Genomic DNA, 21,889 nt, shown 5'->3' with positions numbered 1-21,889 from the left:
GTTACTTACATTTCTGCTTCATCTTTATCTTTTTTATCCTGATAGGTTGAAGGCAACATTCCAAATTCTTCTTTGAAGTATTTACTGAAATACTTAGGGTTATTAAATCCTACCTGATAAGCAACTTCTGAAATGTTTAACTGACTCTCACGGAGTAACTGAGCAGCCCTCTTCAAGCGTATGGTACGAATAAATTCAATAGGAGTCTTTCCCGTTATTGAAAGCAGCTTTTTGTATAAGTGCACTCGGCTCATACCTAAAGATTTGCTCAATTCCTCAACCGAAAGCTCACTACTGCTTATATTATCTTCTACATACTTGATAGCTTTCTGAATTAGCTTTTCATCTAAAGAAGTAATTGTAATATCGCTGGGCTTAACTTCTATTTGCTGACGGAAAGCTTCCCGGGCAGCCTCTCTCCTTTCCATAAGTTTACGGATTCTGAGCATCAGGATATCAAAATTGAACGGCTTAGTAATGTAATCATCCGCACCGGTTTCCAATCCTTCAAGCTTATGCTCTTCGGCAGTTCGTGCAGTAAGAAGAATCAATGGAATATGCGAAGTACGCAGATCGCTCTTTACCAGGCGACAAAGCTCGCATCCATCCATTTCGGGCATCATCACATCACTAATAATCATGTCTGGTAGAGAATCCAGTATTGACTCCCATGCCTCTTTTCCATTTGCAGCTTCCTGAACAATAAACTCTCCTTTGAGACTATCCTTCATAAAGGTACGGAAGTCATCATTATCATCAACCACAAGTATTGTCGACCGAACCGGAACTTCTTCATGCACTTCCTGCATATCAGTCAAGTCTTCCTGCTTTTCGGTAAGAACAGCTACTTTTCCTTCTGTTATTGTAACTTTCTTTTCTTCCTCCATTTTTCGATTTACAGGTATGGTAATAACAAAGATGCTTCCTTTTCCGGTATTGTTGTGTACTTCTACAGTTCCTTTATGCAATAGAACAAACTCTTTAACCATATTAAGACCTATTCCACTACCACCAAACTTGTGTTCATCAGTTTGTTTCACCTGATAAAAGCGATCAAATATTTTTTCTTTTTCATCATCGTTGATGCCAATACCTGTATCTGCCACACGAATTTCCAACAATTCCGGCTGACCGTCTCCCGAAGCTGGTAACAAATCAAGATGTACTTCCACGCGACCTCCTTCGTTTGTGAACTTAAATGCATTGGATAGTAAATTCATCATAATTTTTCCCATCTTATCCTCATCAAATTCCATACGCAATTCGTTTATAGCAGAATAGAAGGTTAGCCGGATATTTTTCTTTTCCGAAAGTTCGGCAAAAGTAGAGGATACACTTTTTATATAGGCTACAATATCACCATACGAAAGGTTTACCTGATGTCCCTGAACATCTAATCTACGGAAATCTATGAGTTGATTTACAAGGTGAAGTAAGCGGATTGCATTACGATGCACCATCTCGAGCTTTTGCTTCTGCTCATCGTTGTTTATTACTTTAATTACATTTTCCAATGGAGAGATAATTAAAGTAAGCGGAGTACGTAATTCATGACTTATATTAGTGAAAAAGCGTAACTTCATATCGTCAATCTCGTGATTACGTTTAGCTTCAAGTTCTATTTGCTCTAATTTATAACGATTTCGTTCACGTGTAAGAATCATAATTCTAGCACGAACCAGCAGACTTATAATAATAAGGATATAAAACAGATAAGCAAATCCGGAACGCCAGAAAGGAGGTTCTATTACTATTTTAAGTGAAGCTGCACTCTCATTCCAGAATCCGTCGCTATTTGCAGCCTTCACCATTAAAGTATAAGTTCCGGGGGCAAGATTGGTATAGGTTATTTTATGAACATTCTCGTCAGCTATCAACCAGTCCTGGTTAAAACCTTCAAGTTTATAGGCATATTTTGTCTTCTCGGGCAAAACATAATTCATAGATGAAAACTCAACAGAAAAAACATTCTGGCGATATTTCAGTTTAATTTCTTTTGTCCAGTTTAGGCCTTCTTTAAGAATTAAATTTCCGTCATAAACAGAATCAACTTTCACGCTATTGTTAAACAGTTGCAGGTCGGTAAAAACTACCTTGGGTAAAGTTCTGTTATATTTTATAATCTCGGGATTAAAAATGTTATACCCCCGAATTCCTCCCATCAGGATTTCTCCACGGGAAGATCGGAGTATAGAACGCATATTAAACTCACTACTTTGCAGACCATCACGTTCATCATAATTATAGAAGGTATACGAATAATCACCAGTCTTAGGGTTTGTAGCAACTATAATATTTGAAACCCCATTGGAAGTTGTAACCCACATATTTTTATTAGTATCTTCAATAACTCCCGTAATCACATTGTCAGGAAGTCCGTTTGTCTTAAATAGAGCAGTTATCTTATCATTTTTACGATCAAAGATATTTAACCCTTCACGAGTATCCACCCATAAAAGTCCGCGACTATCTACATACAACTGATTCACATTATTAGTAGAGAGAGGCTGATCGCCTCGTTTATTGGTTGTAAATCGTTCAAAAACACCAGTTCTTATATTGTAGGTGGTTACACCAATAGCAGTTCCTATATAAAGCATATCATCACGTCCAAGGCAAAGAGAAGATATATATTCGGAAGTAAGTAGTTGTGCCTTCCTATTATTAAAAGTAAGAAACTGTCCGGTTTTAGGATTCAGTCGCTGAAGACCATTTCCCAGCGTGCCAATCCATATATATCCTTCATTATCCTCTACAATAGACCAGATATTATTATTAGCCAAAGAATTAGGATTATTCGGATTATGTTTGTAATGAATAAAACGACTGCCATCAAAACAGTCCATTCCCCCCAGATAGGTCCCAATCCAAACCTTTCCATCTCGCGATGCACAAAGGCTAACAATTATATTTCCCGCTAAAGATGACTCTTGTCCGGGTATATGTTGATAGAGTTGCCGCATTCCAGTGGACTTATTATAGCATATTACCCCTGCCCCATTAGTACCAATCCATAAGTTTCCTTTAGTATCTTCGGCCAAAATAGTAGCATCATTATTAAAGTTTTTCTGATTAGCATAATAAGACATGTGATCTACTTCAAACTTAAAGATACTCTCACTATAATAAGATATCCCCTTTTTATAAGTCCCTACCCAAATAATATTGGTATTATCTCTATAAATACAATTTATAGTATTGTGAGAAATACTTCGTTCGTCAGTAGGATCATTCACTAGATTAATTACCTGTCCCTTTTTCTTGTTTATAACATCAATTCCACCATGGTCAGTTCCAATCCATACATTTCCGTTAGCATCCTGTGCTATATCTTTAACCACATTACTGGAAAGCGTATATACCGATTTGGTTGGCATATTACTGATATATTCCCAGCTTCTGGTATTTGCATGATAAAGCCACAAACCATAACTACCTTCAGTATACACCCAACAATCGTTATCAGAATCAACATAAACAAAAAATTTATTAGTATTTATACCAAAGTTTGCAGGAATATAGTTTTCTTTTCTAAGAATCTTTCCCGTTCTTTTGTTTATGCATTCCATCAGTCCCGATTGGAACATTATTACATAGTAAGCTTTACCTTCACGAATATCAGTAATAATACCTCTACTCAAGTTGCCAGCCCGACCATCTTGTGCAAATAAAAGCAGTTTCTTAGATGCACTCTGATATTGATAAACTCCCAATCCTCTTACATAACACAACAAATTTTTCTGCTTATCAATAAAGATTGATTCCACGTTCCGCTGAATACCCAACTTCCTTAATTCATTAGCAACATTTCTTTTGAATCGTTCTTTTCTTGAGTCATAAATTACATAACCGGAGCCTGTATTAATCCATAGATTTGCATCAGCATCTTCCTGAATATTGGATATATAGTTATCTATTATAGAAGTAGTATCCTGCTGGTTGTGCTGAAATAGTTTATAGGAATATCCATCATAACGATTTAGTCCGGAAACAGTACCAAACCACATAAATCCTCTGCTATCTTTATAGATATAATTAACCTGACTGTGAGAAAGCCCATTACTTACTTCCAGATGTTTAAACATAAATTTGCCTTGGGCAAAAGCAAAAGAAGGAAATAGAATAAGAAGAAAAAAGTATAGATATAAGTGCTTTTTCATAAAAGAACTGGGTTATCAGTGATTAACAGTTCACAAAACTCGTAAAAAAACTCGGTTTATCAAAAAATAAATTCTCGAAATGCAGAATCTTTACCCACATTTTACCAGACTAAATTATCTAAACATAAGAATCTATACTTTATTGATTTTTTATAATACAATTTTAACATCTGCAATAGTGTTCTCATTTATTTTCTGTATTTTCGGCTCCTGAATAAAAAAATGGTTTATTATAACTTTTATATTATGAAACCAACGTTTACGTTTATCGTGAGAAGTATTCTTATCTACAATTTCTGGTTTTTTACTATCAGGCAACAACTACGAACAGTAAAGCTGGTTTAACTTCAAAAATAGAAAAACAAAATAAATAACTTTTAAAACTATAAATTACACAATGAAAAACAAATTAAGTTTCCTGGTTCTGTTTACTCTTCTGGCTATGGGAGTAAATGCGAAAGTAAAATTGCCAGAGATTATAGGCGATAACATGGTATTGCAACAAAACACTAAAGTAAAACTCTGGGGAGAATCAACTCCAAATAAAATAATATCTGTTAAAGTATCCTGGAGCAAAAACAGTGTTCAAACTCAATCTGATAAAGATGGTAAGTGGCTATTGTGGGTATCAACTCCAAAGGGTAGTTATGACAGCAGAGAAATATCAATTTCAGATGGTGAGAGTGTTACACTAAAAAATATATTAATCGGTGAAGTATGGTTTTGTTCCGGACAATCAAATATGGAAATGCCACTAAACGGCTTCTGGAATTGTCCAATAATGAACGCAAACGAAACAATTGCTAATGCCGGACAAAATAAAGGAATCAGATTCGCAACAGTACCCAAAACTCCAAGCTTCACACCACAAACTTCTTGTCCAGGTAAATGGCAGGTTTGTAATCCGGAAACCGCAGCCTTGTTCAGTGCAACCGCTTATCATTTTGCCACTTCACTGAATCGTGCTCTTGATGTTCCGGTTGGTGTTATTAATTGTAGCTGGGGAGGTTCAAGGGTAGAAAGCTGGACTAACAAGGAAATTCTTGAAACATATAAGGATATTGATTTATCTAAGGAAGGTATAAACAATGTTCGTGATTATTTAAGACCATTGCTTATGTATAATGGTATGCTTAAACCATTAACTAATTATACAATTAAAGGATTCTTGTGGTATCAAGGTGAATCGAATGTGGGAAACCAAGATACTTATGCGCAAAGATTAGCAAATATGGTAGAATTATGGCGTAAAAATTGGGGACTAGGCAATCTACCTTTCTATTTCGTTGAAATTGCCCCTTTCCAATATGGCGAAGGAGAATCTGGAGCTTATTTAAGGGAAGCTCAATATAAAGCACAATCTTTAATTCCTAATAGTGGAATGATTTCCACAAATGATTTGGTTGAAGAATATGAAGCAGCCAATATACATCCAAAAAATAAAACTTTGGTAGGGAAACGTCTTTGCTATATGGCTTTAAATAAGACTTATGGCTATAACACCGTTGCATGTAATGGTCCGGAATATAAATCAATGGAAGTAAAAGATGGTAAAGCTTATCTTAGTTTCAATTATACCCAGGATGGCTTTAGTCGTGAAAAAGGAATCAATGGATTTGAAGTAGCAGGAGCTGACAAAGTATTCTATCCAGCTATTGCAACTGTAGACTTAAATAAGAAAATAGTTATTGTATACAGTGAAAATGTAATAGAGCCGGTAGCTGTAAGATACTGCTTCCGTAACTTCCAGATAGGAAATCTTTATAACAATAGAGAACTGCCAATGGTACCTTTCCGGACAGATAATTACTAATGCACTAATTTATATGTTATATAAAAGAAGTATGAATAAGAAATTACTTATAATTGTATTCTGTAGTCTTTGTGCACAAATAGGTTTTGCACAAAAAACACAGTCTGTCTCTTCTCCCGACGGAAAGATACAAACAAGCATATCAATTGGAGATAAAATAACCTATACGGTAACCAGTAATAATCAAACAGTCATTGAAGCTTCTCCTATATCCATGACTCTGAATTCAGGAGAAGTATGGGGAAAAAACGCAAAGCTTGATAAAAGCACAAAAAGAATAATAAATCAGAAAATTACTTCGCCATTCTATAAAAGAGCGCAGATCAATGATAACTGTAATGAACTGACTCTTCGGTTTAAAAAAGACTGGGGAATAAAGTTCAGGGTATATAATGACGGCGTTGCATATCGTTTTATCAATTATAGGAAAATACCATTCACTGTTCAGAACGAAGAGGTAAAATATAATTTCACGAAGGATTGTCCGGCAACAGTTCCTTATGTTCGCTTGGATGGTGTAAGTAATTATAAAGACTTTGAGAAGCAATTCCATAATTCATTCGAAAATACTTATACCACAGACAATTTATCAAAATTAGACAGTAACAGACTGATGTTTCTTCCGTTAGTAGTAGAAGCCGGCAGTGGTATTAAAGTTTGTATTACTGAAGCTGATTTGGAAAGTTATCCGGGACTTTATCTTAATAAGGCTCAGGATGGTAATTCTTTAAATGGAGTCTTTGCTCCTTATCCTAAACGTACAGAGCAAGGAGGACATAATATGTTGCAATTTAGGGTTAAAGAACGCGAAAACTATATAGCTAAGGTAAATGGTGCACGCGAGTTTCCCTGGCGTGTAGCAATTATTACTTCGGAAGATAAGCAATTTGCTGAAAGTGATATGACTTATAAACTTGCTGCTCCTTCGAGAGTTCCTGACTATTCATGGGTAAAACCCGGAAAGGTAGCCTGGGACTGGTGGAACGACTGGAATATATATAATGTAGATTTCGAAGCTGGAATAAATAACGACACCTATAAATATTACATTGATTTTGCTTCTGCAAACAGATTGGAATATGTTATTCTTGACGAAGGATGGGCAGTTAATCTAAAATGTGATTTAATGCAGGTTGTGCCGGAAATTAATATCAAGGAACTAGTTGACTATGCAGCAAAAAAGAATGTTGGTATTATACTTTGGGCAGGATATCATGCTTTTAACCGTGATATGGAAAATGTGTGCAAATACTATTCTGGACTTGGAGTTAAAGGATTTAAAGTAGATTTTATGGACCGGGACGATCAGGAGATTGTAGACTTTAACTATCGTGCTGCTGCTACATGTGCCAAGTATCATCTTATTCTTGACCTTCACGGAATGTATAAACCAGCCGGACTAAACCGCACCTACCCTAACGTCCTTAACTTTGAAGGAGTTCATGGACTAGAACAATTGAAATGGTCGCCCGCCACAACAAACATGGTAAAGTATGATGTAACTATACCTTTTATTCGTATGGCAGCCGGACCAATGGATTATACCCAGGGAGCCATGCGTAATGCAGCAAAAGGATGTTATACTCCTATTAATTCGGAACCTATGAGTCAAGGAACCCGATGCCATCAACTAGGTTTATATGTTATTCTGGAATCTCCATTCAATATGTTGTGTGATAATCCATCAAACTATATGCGCGAAACTGAATGCCTGGACTTTATAGCTAAAGTTCCTACCGTATGGGACGATACAAAAGTATTGGATGGAAAAATCGGTGAGTACATTGTTACCCAAAGACAATCCAGAAATAATTTCTATGTTGGAGGATTAACTGATTGGACTCCAAGAGATCTTGCAATTAATTTCTCTTTCTTAGGAAAAGGGGACTATAAAGCTACTGTTTTTAAAGATGGAAAAAATGCTCACCGTGCCGGCCGGGATTACAAGAAAGAAGAATTGGTTGTTAATGCTTCCTCTACTTTGAACATTCATTTAGCTCCCGGAGGAGGATTTGCAATAAAACTGGAGAAAATAAATTAGAAAAATAAAAAACACCTGCTACATCTGCCACCAATATAGCTAGAATCCTTTATCAATAGCAATTTCAATGGTGGCAGATGTTTTTTTTATCTGCTACACATCTGCTACTTTTCTGCTCATCTACCACTACTTTTAAGAGTTTTATAGCAACAATTGCTCTAAAATAAAAATAAAATCATCACTCCGTTTTATAAATTAAAAGGCATTTTATTTCCTGACCTTACAGAAAACAAATAAAAAAACAAGTATCTTTGCTTTTAGTTTATGGATAAGCTTATCCAACTTTTATAGTCTAATTATAAGAGTTTACAGCCAATTCAATAAACATATAATTTATAAATTATTTTAACGACTAATTATTAGACAGTTATATGATGCACACTTGGTTTGAATGCAAGATCCGTTACGAAAAAGTAATGGAAAACGGGATGAATAAAAAGGTTACTGAGCCATATTTGGTTGATGCTCTAAGTTTTACAGAAGCAGAAGCTCGTATCATTGAAGAGATTTCTCCGTTTATTTCGGGAGAATTTACAGTAGCTGATATTAAAAGAGCTAACTACAGCGAACTTTTTGAAGATGAAACAGGCGACCGTTGGTTTAGATGTAAACTACAATTCGTTACTCTTGATGAGAAAAGTGGTGCAGAAAAGAAAACTTCTACCAACGTACTCGTTCAGGCAGGCGACCTTCGCGAAGCAGTTAAAAACCTGGATGAAGGAATGAAGGGAACTATGGCCGATTACGTTATTGCATCTGTGGCTGAAACCGCAATTATGGATGTTTACCCATACTCTTCAGAACCTGATGTAAAACCCGAATTTCCACAAGCAGGAGAAAATCAATAATAAAATGAGCATTAAAAGCAATTTACTGGATGTACTTTCAGAACTCCCCGAAAGAGTAAGGTTGGTAGCTGTTTCCAAATTCAATCCCAAAGAATCAATTATGGAAGCATATGATGCCGGGCAACGAATTTTCGGAGAAAGTAAAGTGCAGGAAATGACAGATAAATATGAAGCTCTGCCAAAAGATATCGAATGGCATTTTATTGGTCACTTACAAACCAATAAGATAAAGTATATTGTGCCTTATGTTTCCATGATTCATGGGGTTGACAGTTTCAGATTGCTGTGCGAAATCAATAAACAGGCTGAAAAAGCCGGACGAATAATCCCTTGCTTATTACAAATTCATATTGCACAAGAAGAAACTAAGTTTGGTTTCAGTTTTGATGAATGCAAAGATATGTTAGCCAACGAAGAATGGAAAAACCTTACCCATATATCCATCCAGGGATTAATGGGTATGGCAACATACACAGATTCTACAAAACAAATTGAGGCTGAATTTTGTTCTTTAAGTAGTTTCTTTACCGAGGTAAAGCAATCTTACTTTGACCAAAAGCCGGACTTTAAAGAAATATCGATGGGCATGTCTCATGATTATCCTATGGCCATTGCTGCAGGTAGCACTTTAGTCCGAGTGGGAAGTAAGATCTTCGGAGAAAGGATTTACTAATGTGCAAAATTTATGATAGACCTAAGAACAGAATTCGCGGGATTACATTTAAAAAATCCCTTAATTGTTAGCAGTTCAGGACTGACAGGTAGTGTAGAAAAGAATGAAAGGCTGGAACTGGCGGGAGCCGGAGCCATAGTACTAAAATCTCTTTTCGAGGAACAGATCATGTTAAAAGCTGAACAGACGAATGAACAAGCATACATTCCGGAAGGTGGCAATTTTCTGACTGAGCATATCCATGAAAAAGATTTATCCGATTATCTGAAACTTATTCAGGAAAGTAAGAAGAACTGTTCAATACCTATTATTGCCAGTATAAATTGTTGTACGGACACAGAATGGATTGAATTCGTTCGTAAAATTGAACAGGCTGGTGCCGATGCGCTTGAACTGAATATATTGAGTATTCAGGCTTCTCCATATTATGAATGTGGAGAATTTGAGAAGAATCATATCAGCATTTTAAAGAATGTAAAGAGCAAGATACGTATTCCTGTTATTGTAAAGTTGGGTACGCACCTTACTAATCCTGTGTCATTAATTAATAAGCTGAGGGCTCAAGGTGCTGAAGGAATAGTATTATTCAATCGTTTATATCAAACAGATATTGATATAAAGAAGTTAGAGTATATTTCAGGAGAAGTTCTGAGTTCTCCAAGTGATCTAACCGCATCTTTAAGATGGATTGGAATCTCGTCTGCCACAGTTAGCAATATTGATTATGCTGCCTCGGGAGGAGTACACAGTGCCGAAGCTGCAATTAAATCTATTCTTGTCGGAGCATCGGCCGTAGAACTTTGCAGTGTTATCTACAAAACAGGTAGTCAGTGCATCCGTCCAATGCTGAAAACTATAGAAAACTGGATGACTGAAAAAGGTTTTGAAAATATTTCTCAATTCAAAGGATTAATGAGAGCCAAAGATGTGAATTGTGCAAACATGTACGAGAGGACTCAATTCCTTAGATATTTCAGTGAAAGAGAATAAGTTATCTAAATACTCAAAGAAAAATATCCGTTACAATAAATGTTTTGTAGCGGATATTTTTTTATTTCTAATGTCTGCTATTATTCTATTGGTACAAATAGCTCTTCTATTGGTAGCAATTCCACTTTTTCCACTTTTTAATTTGGAAAGCGATGAGAAACATATATATTTGCACAAAATAATATAGATTGTGCAGAAAACATGGAACAAAGTTTTATAGCGTTCATAGAAAATAGCATTAAAAAGAATTGGGACTTAGATGCCCTGACTGACTATAAAGGAGCTACACTCCAGTACAAAGATGTAGCCAGAAAAATCGAAAAGTTACATATTATATTAGAAGAAAGCGGCATCAAAAAAGGTGATAGAGTCGCTATTTGCGGAAGAAACAGTTCTTTTTGGGCAGTTTCGTTTCTAGCTGCGGTTACGTACGGAGCTGTGGCAGTTCCTATTCTTCACGAATTTAAAGCAGACAATGTTCACAACCTCGTGAACCATTCAGAAGCTAAATTGCTTTTTGTTGGAGATGTGGTGTGGGAGAACCTGAATGAAGCCGCAATGCCTTTACTCGAAGGTATTGTATTGATGAACGACTTTTCATTACTTGTATCACGTTCTGAGAAACTTACTCATGCACGCGAGCATTTGAATGAGATGTTCGGACAAAAATTCCCAAAAAATTTCCGTCCGGAGCATGTTTCTTACTATAAAGATAAACCAGATGAACTGGCGCTTATCAACTATACATCTGGAACAACAAGTTATTCAAAAGGCGTAATGTTATCTTACCGCAGTTTGTGGTCGAACGTTGCTTTTGCAAACGAAGTTCTGCCATTAAATGCCGGTGACAGCATCGTTTCTATGCTTCCGCTAGCCCATATGTATGGAATGGCATTTGAATTTCTATATGAATTTTCTGTGGGGTGCCATATTTACTTCCTCACAAGAATGCCCACTCCAAAGATTATATTCCAGGCTTTCGCCGAAATTAAGCCTCACCTTGTTGTAGCAGTACCTTTGATTATCGAAAAGATTATCAAGAAGAGCATTCTTCCAAAACTGGAAACTCCAACAATGAAAATCTTAATGAAGGTTCCGATTATCAATGATAAGATAAAAGCAACAATCCGCGAGCAGATGATAAATGCGTTTGGCGGTCAGTTCGCAGAAATTATCATCGGAGGTGCAGCCTTTAACAAAGAGATTGAGCAATTCCTTAAAATGATTGAATTCCCATACACTGTAGGTTATGGAATGACAGAATGCGGACCAATTATTGCTTACGAGGACTGGAAGAAATTCAAGATGGGTTCTTGCGGTAAAGCTGCTCCACGTATGGTGGTAAAGATTGATTCTCCAGATCCTGAAAATATTGCCGGCGAGATTATTACCAAAGGTGACAATGTTATGCTGGGATACTTCAAAAACGAAGAGGCAACCGCTCAGGTTATCGACAAAGACGGCTGGTTGCACACCGGCGACATGGGAGTTATAGACGCTGAAGGAAATATTACTATCAAAGGACGTAGTAAAAATATGCTTCTCAGCGCATCCGGACAAAATATTTATCCTGAAGAAATAGAAGATTTACTCAATAACCTTCCTTATGTTTCTGAGTCTCTAATTGTTTCACAGAATGATAAACTGGTAGGACTTGTTTATCCTGACTTTGACGATGCATTTGCTCACGGTTTAACTAACGAAGATATTGAAAAAGTGATGGAAGAAAACCGTGTGGAACTAAACTCAATGCTTCCGGCTTACAGTCAAATAAGCAAAATGAAGATTTATCCGGAAGAGTTTGAAAAGACTCCAAAAAGAAGTATTAAGAGATTCCTTTATACTGAAGCTAAAGGATAACGGAAGCTAAGTTAATACAAAAGAAATAGTTTTCTAAAAGGTGTACACTAAATAAACAAATGGTGTACACCTTTTTATTTTTAAGTGTAGAGCTTCCTGAAATTTGCTATAGTCCTTTTCTATTCTATTTGGTTACAAAAAGAGTTAGACATAAGGTTGTGTCAAATTAATTGTGTAATATTGCAACATAATTTTTAACTTAATACATTATACAACAATTTATATTAAGATGAAAACAACTACACGTTATATCATATTCCTTACAGCTTCATTAATTTTATGTTGTATTCCTTGCAAAGCACAAAATAAATCCGGAGGAGTTTGCCTCTCATTATGGAAAAACATTGCAACTCAACCCAGTGACACAACTCAGACTACTTATTTAAATCTGGGCATTGTTTCAAGCCTTCATCAATTAAAAGGAATAGGTCTTAACGTATTTGGTTCTTTTGCTTCAAATAGTGTATATGGTATTCAGGTATCCGGATTATCAAATATAGCCGGTGGAAGCATGAAGGGCATACAATTAAGCGGATTAACCAATATAAACGGAGATGAAGCTGCCGGATTTATCGGATCGGGCATAGCAAATGTTACCGGAAATAACCTGCACGGCATAGGAGTCAGTGGATTAATGAATATAACCGGAAACAATGTTAAGGCTCTGCTTGTATCGGGAATGATGAATATAACCGGAACAACTACCACCGGTGTAAGCATTGCCGGAATATTGAATATAGAAGGTGGCGGCATGTCTAAAGGAATAAAGATGGGTGGAATTGGGAATATTATAGGTTCTGATCTTTCCGGAGTTGCTGTTGGTGGATTAATGAATATTTCGGGCAATAACACAAATGGAATTCAGATTGCTTCTCTGACTAATATTTCAGGAGGACAAACAAGCGGTATTCAGCTTTCGGGTTTGGCCAATATAAGTGTTCACGCCAAAGGATTGCAGATTGCCGGATTAGGAAACGTTGCTCAAAGTCTGCACGGAGTCCAGATAGGTATTTATAATAGAGCTGATTTTGCTACAGATGGCGTACAAATTGGTATAGTAAACAAGAGTAAAAGTTCGGCTGCTGCTAAATTTGGTTTGGTTAATGTTAATCCGGATACTCGTTATCAGTTAATGGTATACGGCGGAAATACAACCAAGACCAATGTGGCAATGCGTTTTAAAAATAAACTATTCTACACAATACTAGGTTTAGGAAGTCACTATTTTGATTTTGATAAGAAAATATCGGCTTCTGCATTCTATAGAACCGGATTAGGATTTGATATTGCCAAAAACTTATTCTTAAGTGGTGATTTAGGCTATCAGCATATTGAGACATTCCATAACAAGTACGAGGAAAACATTCCTGAAAGAATGTATGCGCTTCAGGCTCGTATCAATCTGGAATATCATCTTACTGAGAAATTTGGAGTATTTGCTTCAGGAGGTTATGACGTAACAAGGTATTATTCAAAAAACAAAACTTTTGAAGATAAGCCTATAGTAGAACTTGGTATCGTTCTTTTTTAAAGAGTAACCCTCCAGATAAAAAAGATAATCACCATTCGACTGTATATTTTATAAATAAAAAATCAACTTTTCATAAAATAGTTTCTATCTTTGCAGCCCGAAAAAACAACCTAATAAAACCATAAGCATGGAATGGCTTAACACTCTTTTTTTGGATCATTCAGCGCTGCAAGCTGTAGTAATTTTATCCCTAATCTCTGCAATTGGGCTTGGCCTTGGAAAAATTCACGTAATGGGAATTTCACTTGGCGTTACTTTTGTATTCTTCACCGGAATCCTTGCCGGACATCTTGGTCTCTCCATTGACCCGATGATGCTTAATTACGCAGAGAGTTTTGGATTAGTGATATTTGTTTATTCATTGGGATTGCAAGTTGGTCCGGGTTTTTTCGGTTCGTTCCGCAAGGAGGGCATACAACTTAACTCACTTTCACTGATTCTTATTGCACTTGGCACCATCTTTACGATAGTTTGCCACTATACTACCGGGGTATCATTGCCGGATATGGTTGGAATACTTTGCGGAGCAACAACCAACACTCCTGCCCTTGGTGCCGCACAGCAAACACTTCAGCAAATGGGACTTCCATCGAGTGCACCGGCATTAAGTTGCGCCGTTACTTATCCGTTGGGAGTTGTAGGAGTAATTATCGCCATCTTGTTGATACGAAAAATATTTGTACGAAAAGGCGATCTAGTTGATCACGACAAAGAGAATACAAACAAAACATATATTGCAGAATTCCAGGTTTTCAATCCTGGTATTTATGGCAAAAGCATTAAAGATATAGCACATCTCAGCAGCATGAAGTTTGTTATTTCCCGTCTTTGGAGAGATGGCAAAGTAACAATTCCAACATCTGAAAAACTTTTAGCAAAGGGAGACAAATTGCTTGTTGTTACTTCAGAAAAAGATGTGGAAGCACTTACTGTACTCTTTGGTGAGCAGGAAAGTACCGACTGGAATAAAGAAGATATTGACTGGAATGCTATCGACAGTCAGCTTATCTCACAACGTATCGTTGTTACCCGCCCCGAAATTAACGGGAAAAAGCTTGGTTCACTCCGCTTGAGAAATCATTATGGAATAAACATCAGTCGTGTTTACCGCGCCGGAGTTCAGCTTCTGGCTACTTCCGAGCTGGTTTTGCAAATGGGCGACCGACTGACAGTTGTTGGAGAAGCTGCAGCCATTCAGAATGTGGAGAAGGTACTTGGTAATGCAGTGAAAAGTCTGAAGGAACCTAATCTGGTAGCTGTATTTATAGGTATCATCCTTGGATTGGCACTGGGAAGTATACCATTTACTCTTCCCGGTATCAGTGCTCCTGTTAAATTAGGATTAGCAGGTGGACCAATTGTTGTGGGAATTCTGATAGGAACCTTCGGCCCGCGTTTGCACATGGTTACTTACACTACACTTAGTGCCAACCTGATGCTAAGAGGATTAGGATTGGCAATGTATCTGGCTTGCCTTGGACTCGATGCCGGAGCACATTTCTTTGAAACAGTAGTACGTCCTGAGGGAGTTCTTTGGATTGGTTTAGGATTTGCAATCACTTTTGTTCCTGTTATTATCACCGGACTAATTGCATTAAAAGTAATGAAAGTCGATTTTGGTTCTGTATCCGGAATGCTCTGCGGAAGTATGGCCAACCCTATGGCTTTGAATTATGTTAATGATACTATTCCGGGAGATAATCCATCCGTATCTTATGCAACTGTCTATCCATTAAGCATGTTCCTTAGAGTGATTATTGCACAGATTATTTTGATGTTCTTCCTGTAATAACATCACTTATTTATCTAATTAGGTTTATTAAATCTTACTATACAAAAAAAGCTAGTTCAACGCATTGCTTGAACTAGCTTTTTCATTTATGTTTTTATGGAAGTTACTCCTTTACCATCTTACTACCATTCTTATATTTAAATACCATAGCAAAAAGAATTCCAATTACTAAGGCATAAGCTGCAAAAATAAGCCAGATAGATTGCCAATCACGGCTTACTACCTGAGTTTGTCCGGCAACAGTTGCATATTTTGAGAACAAGTCTACTATTGCTCCACTGGCATAACCACCCATTATTGCTCCAAGTCCATTAGTCATCATAAAGAAAAGTCCCTGCGCACTTGCTCTGATCTGTGGAGTTGTTTCCATCTCCACAAAAAGTGAACCGGATATATTAAAGAAGTCGAAAGCCATACCATAAACTATCATAGAAAGAATAAGCAATGGCAATCCGCTTCCCGGATTTCCAAGTCCGAAAAGTCCAAAACGGAATACCCATGCAGTCATACTAATCAGCATAACCTGCTTAATACCAAAGCGGCGTAAAAAGAACGGAATAGCAAGAATAAATAGAGTTTCAGACATTTGTGAAATAGATAAAAGAATCACAGAATGCTTTACTCCGAAAGAATTAGCATATTCAGGAATATCCTTAAAACTGCTCAGGAATAAATCGCCATACGAATTTGTAATCTGCAAAGCAGCACCCAATAGCATAGAAAACAAAAAGAAAATAGCCATTTTCTTCCGTTTAAAAAGAACCAAAGCATCTAGGCCAAAAGAGGAAAGCAACGTCTTGCTCTCACTTTTAGCAGGAGGACATTGTGGTAAAGTGAAAGAATAAAGTCCTAACAGCAAGGCAGCTCCCGCACTAACATAAAGCTGTGCACATGTATGTTTAAATCCGGTAAGGTCAACAGCCCACATTGCACAGATAAAACCTACGGTTCCCCACACTCTTATAGGAGGGAAATCTTTAACTATATCGAATTTATTATTTTCCAACGCATTGTAAGAAACTGTGTTGGTTAAGGAAAGAGTAGGCATATACACCAACAAATTAACAAGCATAGCCCAATACATTTGGTCATAACTAGTAACTGTTGAAGCATAAAACAGACAAGCCGATCCAAGTAAATGACAGATACCCAACAGACGTTCTGCATTTATCCACTTATCGGCAATAATGCCTACAAATCCAGGCATCAATAAAGAAGCAATTCCCATTGTTGCAAAAATTGCTCCTATTTGTCCACCTTCAAAATGAAGGCTTCCACCCATGTATCCTCCCAAAGAAATTAACCAAGCTCCCCACACAAAAAATTGTAGGAAGTTCATTGCAATCAAACGACCTTTAACGCTCATTCTAGAATTCTTATTATATTTATATTTTTTGCATATTATTTAATAACTCAGCAAATATAAATATAATTTTGAGAAAAAAGGTCACAATCCCGATTCTTGGAAAATCTTTTTTGTAGATATCGTTATCTCTTTCAAAAGATAATAAAATCAGATACCTTTTATCATAGTTAGTAACATTTTGAATTCTTTATCTGCAAATAAAGCATGAGTTACGTTTGCCGGCATAATAACTGATTCACCTTGCTTCAAAAGAAGAGGGTTACCTCCTATTGTTATAGTTGCTTCACCATCAAGAATCTGAACTAATGCATCGAAAGGTGCAGTATGTTCACTTAATCCTTGCCCTTTATCAAAAGAGAATAGAGTTATATTACCAGCTTCATTTTTAAGTACTTGTTTACTAATAATTCCGCCTACTGAATAATCAATTAGCTTTTCGAAATCAAGTACAGTTCCTTTTTTAAATAATTCTTCCATATCATTATAAATTTTATATATGGCAAAGGAAGAAAAACAATTATAAAAAAGATGTCACATATGTTACATTTGGAATAATAAATTCAAAAAAATCATATATATAATACAATTAGTTTAATCATACATTAAAATTTAAACATTGAATAAATAGAATTTCATTTTCAATTTTAACAATACAGTCATTTATAGTCAATATATTATTCTAAATAAATAATATACATATATAAAATAATTGAATTTGTGTTTTGATTTACAAATTATTAATTATACATTTGTTGTGCAATCATTTTACATATTTTCTATATTAATTCCATAATAAAATGAAATGGTCTTAATATTTTCTTTTGCAAATTTATATATAATCCTTATTTAAGGACGCCTGTTTATAATGTGCTTATCAAAGATAATAAAGACAAGCCATTCTTTGCCATGCTTACCTACACTTTACCACATGCTGAACTAAATCTTCCTCATGATTCCATCTATAAAATGTACGAGAATCAATTTGAAGAGAAGCCATACAATTCAAAATACGGATATTATCCTTCAGAAAAGCCTAAAGCATCTTTTGCAGCTATGGTTTCCAAGTTAGATTTTTATGTTGGACAAGTACTTGAAGAGTTAAAAAGACAAGGATTAGATAAAAACACTTTAGTTATTTTTAGTAGTGATAATGGTCCGCATCGTGAAGGAGGTGCAGATCCTGACTTCTTCAAAAGTTATGGTCCTTTAAAAGGTGTAAAGCGCGATGTTTATGAAGGAGGAATTCGTACACCGATGATTGCATGGTTACCGGGGAAAGTTCAAGCTGGCACCAAAACTAACCAAATCACTGCTTTCTGGGATATATTACCAACTCTATCAGAACTAACAAAAACTAAGTTACCTGTTAAAACGGATGGTATATCTATCCTCCCTACCCTATTTTCGGAAAAAGGTCAGAAACAGCATAAATATCTCTATTGGGAATTTCACGAAGAAGGAGGACGCCAAGCTATTCGTAAAGGGAACTGGAAAGCTATTCGTCAACATATAGTCGGCGGTAAACCAACCTTCGAACTTTATGATTTGAGTAAAGATATACACGAAGATAATGACGTCTCAGCACAATTTCCTCAAGTAGCAAAGGAAATGAAGAATCTAATGGATAAAGCACGTACCGAATCACCAATCTTTAAGTTCGGCAAGTAAAATCAGAATGTGGTAGATTAACTCTTTGTTGCTATAACTTTACCCTATCCAAAGATTTATAATAAAAGCAGCAGATCGCTACAAGTTTTCTTGTAACGATCTGCTGCTTTTTTAGATTCTCAGAAGAAATCTATCTCATTTATTTCATATTGTTCAAACTCTATGTGCATGCTTCAATCGTTCATCAGATCAAAAACATCTTCTATCACAGAGTATCGAGTTTAAAGAAACGAAACTCTATTATTTTGTTTTTATTCTGATTACTGTTAATGACATTGCCGGAGCAGAATAATCAAAAGCCTTCTTTATTTTTACAATGGACTTAATCGGAACTACTACCTGAGGATTTTCGAGTGTATTTTCAGCCTCAGCATCGCCTGTAAGAACATTCTGTTCAGCTTTTGAAGAAACATTGCCTAATCCTTTAAGATTAATTTTCATCGGTTTACTTTCGCTTCCAAAGTTTACCATTTTCAGTATAATATCTCCGGTTTTGCTATCCTGAACACAAGAAGCAGCTAAGTTTGCATCTTTCTCATCTTTCTGAATCACATTGTCGAAATAATAATCTCCTTGATTGGCAGAAAACATTTTTTGTACGTAGTAATTAGGCGTTGGATTGATTCTTGTATTATCAAAGAATATCATATCGGTCTTCCACTGAGTGAAATCCTTCTTTGCCAACAAAGGAGCATACGAAGCCATTCTCACTACATCACCATTGCGCTCAAGAGCCGTCATATATGCAGCTTCGGATATAGCATTGCGCATTTTATTTCCCCATGAAGCATATTCCCCAAGATAAACTTCCGTTGCATTACGTTTGTAGGAATCATAGCGATTCTGATGAGAAATGAACCAGTTTGGATCAGTATAATAATGTTCATCAACTACCGGAACTTTCAAATCATCGGCCAGTTTCCATCCTTTTGTAAAGTCTTCACCATCGGGAGAGGGACCAACAGTGCCTACGACTGTTATTTCAGGATGCTTTGCTTTAACAGCATTAAAGATAATTTTAAAGCGTTCCTCAAATTCGGGAGTTATTTTATCTTCATTACCAATACCAACATATTGTAAGTTAAATGGAGCCGGATGTCCTGCAGCTGCACGTTTAGCTCCCCAGGTAGAAGTAGCGGGAGCATTTGCCCATTCTATCAAGTCTAATACTTCCTGAATATAATCCTGCATTTCATCCATAGGAATAGCTTTTTGTCCGGTTCCGCCTACACGCCATGTACCACCCGAGTTTTGGCAACTGACTGCAGCCGGTAAAACTGGCAACGGTTTTGCACCTATATCTTCACAGAACTGGAAATACTCAAAATAGCCCAATCCCGTTGTTTGATGATATCCCCAGATATTACGTTGCTCTTTACGCTGTTCTATCGGGCCAATCGTATTTTTCCAACGGTACATATTTTCCAGACCATCGCCATGAGAAAGGCAACCTCCGGGAAAACGAATGAAACGAGGTTTCATATCGGCCAGCAGTTGTGCCAGGTCTGCCCTCAAACCATTGGGACGATTCTTGAATGTTTTTTCAGGAAACAAAGAAATTACATCCATAGCTAGTTTACCCTTTGTTGTAGCTAGAACAACTAAACTGACTGTATCATTACTTTCTGTAGGAGTCAAACTTGCTGTATATTTATTCCAACTATCAGTTGATGTGGATATTTTAGTTTCTGCCAGTACTTTTCCTTTAGGAGTCTGCAAGCTAATATTGAGTTCTATTGGCTCTTTACTAAGCTGACGTGCAAACATAGAAAAGTTGTATTTATCACCTGCTTTTACAACCATACCACTGAAGCCTGAGTTTTTAATACCCACTCCAGACAAACCAGGAGTATTGGCTTCGTGCCCCACATGTTCAATATCAAGCACCATGTAATGAGGATTATTAGGGTGAATAGGCGATGAAGTTTCAACACTTATTTTGCCGTAGGAAAATCCGGGAGTAATGTATTCCCAAAAAGAGTAAGGATTCCACTCCCTACGTTCTGTGGGGTTATACTCAAACGAACGGTTTTGTACTAACTCTGCGTAAAGTCCCCCATCGGCAGAATAATTAATGTCTTCAAAAAAGAGTCCAAACAAATCAGGACTAATTTTCTTTCCTCCTTTAGCCGCCTGAATGGTTAGCGGAAATAAAAAACATATTCCAAGTAAAGCCAGACTTTGAAATGAATTGCATGTTAATCTTTGACTAAAAAACGTCTTCATGATTTTCATATTTATTAGTTTATTGTTACTAGATTCTCGTTTATACTATTAATTGTTCACAAAGATGGGATATTTTTAGCTTACTCATTTCTATTTATCGATAATCGTAGTCAAATTCTAGATAATTCCGGCCTTTACAGATAGATCGGCATAGAATAATTAATTCAAATAGACATATTCTTCTGTACACCCGGATGTACCCATTTCTTACACCCGGGTCTACCCTCACCTTCCACCCGGGTGTACCAATTGTGTACACCCGGATGGACGCATAATATCTGATTATTTAATTTTTTTATCAAAGGTCAGATGATTAATAGAGAGATACTTTATTTATCAATCATCTCATGCTGAATATCCGCTAGACTGCTAGATTAGTGCTAGATCAACTGTGTTTGATCTAGCGGGTGCAATTTATTAGTTATCTGGTAATTAAGTACCAAGTGCTAGATTGCTAGATCAATTTGTAGTTTTTAATTTTTATATAGATGATAAGTAGGGATCAATCTTAAAATCCGATTATAAAATTGATAAAAGATTGATATCAATTGGTAGCATTCGCAAAATATGTGGTAGCATATTTGGAAGCAATTTTGCTCAAATTTATTTGCCATAATAGATTACCATTATAATGTTGACAATAATTTTTAGCATTCTAACTTTAAGATTATATAGTTGATTATCTGGGATTTTAGGATCTAATTGACGGCCCTAGAGCTGACCTACAGACATAAAAAAAGAGACCTGTATAGGTCTCTTTTTATCGCTGCGGAAGCTGGGGGATTCGAACCCCCGGTACGGTTACCCGTACGTCAGTTTAGCAAACTGGTGGTTTCAGCCACTCACCCAAACTTCCCCGGGCTTGTGCTTTTTCTCAAATGCGATGCGAAGATAGGCAGATATTTTGAACTACGCAAATCT

The 21,889-nt window shown here is 36.4% G+C and carries 13 protein-coding genes and 1 tRNA gene; 9 read left to right on the top strand and 5 right to left on the bottom strand.

Annotated elements, in window-relative coordinates; genetic code table 11:
- Positions 1 to 5: 5 nt before the first annotated feature.
- Positions 6 to 4,160 carry a hybrid sensor histidine kinase/response regulator transcription factor gene (locus BUC21_RS10125; RefSeq protein WP_073401859.1) on the bottom strand — a complete coding sequence of 1,385 codons (4,155 nt, stop codon included), beginning with the start codon at positions 4,158 to 4,160 and terminating at the stop codon, positions 6 to 8.
- A gap of 397 nt (positions 4,161 to 4,557) precedes the next feature.
- Between BUC21_RS10125 and BUC21_RS10120 the strand changes: the two genes are divergently transcribed.
- From BUC21_RS10120 to BUC21_RS10085, 8 genes are all read left to right on the top strand, one after another.
- Positions 4,558 to 5,973, top strand: a complete 1,416-nt coding sequence (locus tag BUC21_RS10120; protein ID WP_073401856.1) for a sialate O-acetylesterase — start codon at positions 4,558 to 4,560, stop codon at positions 5,971 to 5,973.
- 31 nt (positions 5,974 to 6,004) lie between these two features.
- A complete protein-coding gene (locus BUC21_RS10115; protein ID WP_073401854.1) occupies positions 6,005 to 8,014 on the top strand; it encodes a glycoside hydrolase family 97 protein in 2,010 nt (669 codons plus the stop codon).
- A 371-nt stretch (positions 8,015 to 8,385) separates the two neighbouring features.
- Positions 8,386 to 8,862, top strand: coding sequence for a DUF4494 domain-containing protein (locus tag BUC21_RS10110; protein WP_073401852.1), 477 nt, complete (start codon positions 8,386 to 8,388; stop codon positions 8,860 to 8,862).
- Between the two features lie 4 nt (positions 8,863 to 8,866).
- Positions 8,867 to 9,535, top strand: a complete 669-nt coding sequence (locus tag BUC21_RS10105; protein WP_073401850.1) for a YggS family pyridoxal phosphate-dependent enzyme — start codon at positions 8,867 to 8,869, stop codon at positions 9,533 to 9,535.
- A 12-nt stretch (positions 9,536 to 9,547) separates the two neighbouring features.
- The gene (locus BUC21_RS10100; RefSeq protein ID WP_073401848.1) at positions 9,548 to 10,525 is read left to right on the top strand and encodes a dihydroorotate dehydrogenase-like protein; all 978 of its coding nucleotides are present in this window, start codon (positions 9,548 to 9,550) and stop codon (positions 10,523 to 10,525) included.
- Positions 10,526 to 10,726: 201 nt separating this feature from the next.
- Positions 10,727 to 12,385 carry an AMP-binding protein gene (locus BUC21_RS10095; protein ID WP_073401846.1) on the top strand — a complete coding sequence of 553 codons (1,659 nt, stop codon included), beginning with the start codon at positions 10,727 to 10,729 and terminating at the stop codon, positions 12,383 to 12,385.
- 229 nt (positions 12,386 to 12,614) lie between these two features.
- Positions 12,615 to 13,916, top strand: a complete 1,302-nt coding sequence (locus tag BUC21_RS10090) for a hypothetical protein (RefSeq protein WP_073401844.1) — start codon at positions 12,615 to 12,617, stop codon at positions 13,914 to 13,916.
- A gap of 127 nt (positions 13,917 to 14,043) precedes the next feature.
- Positions 14,044 to 15,705: a putative transporter gene (locus BUC21_RS10085; protein ID WP_073401842.1), complete on the top strand. Its 1,662-nt coding sequence runs from the start codon at positions 14,044 to 14,046 to the stop codon at positions 15,703 to 15,705.
- A gap of 106 nt (positions 15,706 to 15,811) precedes the next feature.
- On the opposite strand, the gene BUC21_RS10080 is transcribed toward BUC21_RS10085, so the two are convergent.
- Positions 15,812 to 17,074, bottom strand: coding sequence for a nucleoside permease (locus BUC21_RS10080; protein ID WP_073401840.1), 1,263 nt, complete (start codon positions 17,072 to 17,074; stop codon positions 15,812 to 15,814).
- A gap of 147 nt (positions 17,075 to 17,221) precedes the next feature.
- The gene (locus BUC21_RS10075; RefSeq protein WP_073401838.1) at positions 17,222 to 17,551 is read right to left on the bottom strand and encodes a cupin domain-containing protein; all 330 of its coding nucleotides are present in this window, start codon (positions 17,549 to 17,551) and stop codon (positions 17,222 to 17,224) included.
- A gap of 390 nt (positions 17,552 to 17,941) precedes the next feature.
- Between BUC21_RS10075 and BUC21_RS10070 the strand changes: the two genes are divergently transcribed.
- Positions 17,942 to 18,742, top strand: a complete 801-nt coding sequence (locus BUC21_RS10070) for a sulfatase-like hydrolase/transferase (protein ID WP_245797093.1) — start codon at positions 17,942 to 17,944, stop codon at positions 18,740 to 18,742.
- Between the two features lie 240 nt (positions 18,743 to 18,982).
- On the opposite strand, the gene BUC21_RS10065 is transcribed toward BUC21_RS10070, so the two are convergent.
- On the bottom strand, positions 18,983 to 20,968 hold the full coding sequence (locus tag BUC21_RS10065; RefSeq protein WP_073402113.1) for an alpha-L-arabinofuranosidase C-terminal domain-containing protein: 1,986 nt from the start codon (positions 20,966 to 20,968) through the stop codon (positions 18,983 to 18,985).
- A gap of 769 nt (positions 20,969 to 21,737) precedes the next feature.
- Positions 21,738 to 21,824: transfer RNA gene (locus BUC21_RS10060), tRNA-Ser, on the bottom strand.
- Between the last annotated feature and the right edge of the window lie 65 nt (positions 21,825 to 21,889).

The sequence above is a fragment of the Bacteroides luti genome, from assembly GCF_900128905.1.
Classification (GTDB): Bacteria; Bacteroidota; Bacteroidia; order Bacteroidales; family Bacteroidaceae; genus Bacteroides; species Bacteroides luti.
Note: the sequence above shows the minus strand (reverse complement) of the source record. Positions and strands in the feature narration are given on the sequence as shown.

What these genes read in the sequence shown, in the direction of transcription:
- BUC21_RS10125 (WP_073401859.1), bottom strand. Translation starts at nt 4,160, where the DNA reads ATGAAAAAGCACTTATATCTATACTTTTTTCTTCTTATTCTATTTCCT.
- BUC21_RS10120 (WP_073401856.1), top strand. Translation starts at nt 4,558, where the DNA reads ATGAAAAACAAATTAAGTTTCCTGGTTCTGTTTACTCTTCTGGCTATG.
- BUC21_RS10115 (WP_073401854.1), top strand. Translation starts at nt 6,005, where the DNA reads ATGAATAAGAAATTACTTATAATTGTATTCTGTAGTCTTTGTGCACAA.
- BUC21_RS10110 (WP_073401852.1), top strand. Translation starts at nt 8,386, where the DNA reads ATGATGCACACTTGGTTTGAATGCAAGATCCGTTACGAAAAAGTAATG.
- BUC21_RS10105 (WP_073401850.1), top strand. Translation starts at nt 8,867, where the DNA reads ATGAGCATTAAAAGCAATTTACTGGATGTACTTTCAGAACTCCCCGAA.
- BUC21_RS10100 (WP_073401848.1), top strand. Translation starts at nt 9,548, where the DNA reads ATGATAGACCTAAGAACAGAATTCGCGGGATTACATTTAAAAAATCCC.
- BUC21_RS10095 (WP_073401846.1), top strand. Translation starts at nt 10,727, where the DNA reads ATGGAACAAAGTTTTATAGCGTTCATAGAAAATAGCATTAAAAAGAAT.
- BUC21_RS10090 (WP_073401844.1), top strand. Translation starts at nt 12,615, where the DNA reads ATGAAAACAACTACACGTTATATCATATTCCTTACAGCTTCATTAATT.
- BUC21_RS10085 (WP_073401842.1), top strand. Translation starts at nt 14,044, where the DNA reads ATGGAATGGCTTAACACTCTTTTTTTGGATCATTCAGCGCTGCAAGCT.
- BUC21_RS10080 (WP_073401840.1), bottom strand. Translation starts at nt 17,074, where the DNA reads ATGAGCGTTAAAGGTCGTTTGATTGCAATGAACTTCCTACAATTTTTT.
- BUC21_RS10075 (WP_073401838.1), bottom strand. Translation starts at nt 17,551, where the DNA reads ATGGAAGAATTATTTAAAAAAGGAACTGTACTTGATTTCGAAAAGCTA.
- BUC21_RS10065 (WP_073402113.1), bottom strand. Translation starts at nt 20,968, where the DNA reads ATGAAGACGTTTTTTAGTCAAAGATTAACATGCAATTCATTTCAAAGT.